A 1,267-nucleotide genomic window follows, 5' to 3' on the forward strand; every position below is an offset into this window, starting at 1 on the left:
AAGAGCGTCCTCATCATCGGCGCCGGCCCGATCATCATTGGCCAGGCCTGCGAGTTCGACTACTCCGGCGTGCAGGCCTGCAAGGCAYTGCGCGAAGAGGGCTACAAGGTCATCCTGATCAACAGCAACCCCGCCACGATCATGACCGACCCGGCGACCGCCGACGTCACCTACATCGAACCCATCACCTGGCAGACGGTTGAAAAGATCATCGCCAAGGAGCGCCCCGACGCCATCCTGCCGACCATGGGTGGCCAGACCGCGCTCAACTGCGCGTTGGACCTCTGGCACAACGGCGTGCTCGACAAATACAAGGTCGAGCTGATTGGCGCCAAGCCTGAAGCCATTGACAAGGCCGAAGACCGCCTGAAGTTCAAGGATGCAATGACCAAGATCGGTTTGGGCTCGGCCCGCTCCGGCATCGCGCACAGCATGGACGAGGCCTGGGCCGTGCAGAAGACCGTCGGTTTCCCCACCGTGATTCGCCCCAGCTTTACGCTGGGCGGCACCGGCGGCGGCATTGCCTACAACTCTGAAGAGTTTGAAGTCATCTGCAAGCGCGGCCTTGAGGCTTCACCGACCAACGAGCTGCTGATCGAAGAGTCGCTGCTTGGCTGGAAAGAGTACGAGATGGAAGTTGTGCGTGACACCGCCGACAACTGCATCATCGTCTGCTCGATTGAAAATTTGGACCCGATGGGCGTGCATACCGGTGACTCGATCACCGTGGCACCGGCCCAGACGCTGACCGACAAGGAATACCAGATCCTGCGTAACGCCTCGCTGGCCGTGCTGCGCGAAATCGGTGTGGACACCGGCGGCTCCAACGTGCAGTTCTCCATCAACCCCGTTGACGGCCGCATGGTCGTGATCGAGATGAACCCGCGCGTGTCGCGTTCCTCGGCGCTGGCTTCCAAGGCCACCGGTTTTCCGATCGCCAAGGTCGCGGCCAAACTGGCGGTCGGCTACACGCTGGACGAACTGCGCAACGAAATCACGGGCGGTGCCACGCCGGCCAGTTTTGAGCCCAGCATCGATTACGTCGTTACCAAGATTCCACGTTTTGCGTTCGAGAAGTTCCCGGCAGCTGATTCACGCCTGACCACACAGATGAAATCCGTCGGTGAGGTGATGGCCATGGGCCGCACCTTCCAGGAGTCTTTCCAGAAAGCATTGCGCGGCCTGGAAGTCGGCGTCGACGGCATGAACGAAAAGACGCAAGACCGCGAAGTTCTTGAGAAAGAACTCGGCGCGCCAGGTCCTGACC

1 protein-coding gene is annotated in these 1,267 nt (G+C 60.8%); it reads left to right on the forward strand.

Features of this window, described 5'->3' with window-relative positions; translation table 11 throughout:
- Window positions 1-1,267, forward strand: a 1,267-nt coding sequence (gene carB, locus AC1D0Z_RS22130) for a carbamoyl-phosphate synthase large subunit (RefSeq protein ID WP_477660295.1), incomplete at both ends; no start/stop codon positions are given.

The organism is Polaromonas sp. P1_E3 (genome assembly GCF_056405935.1).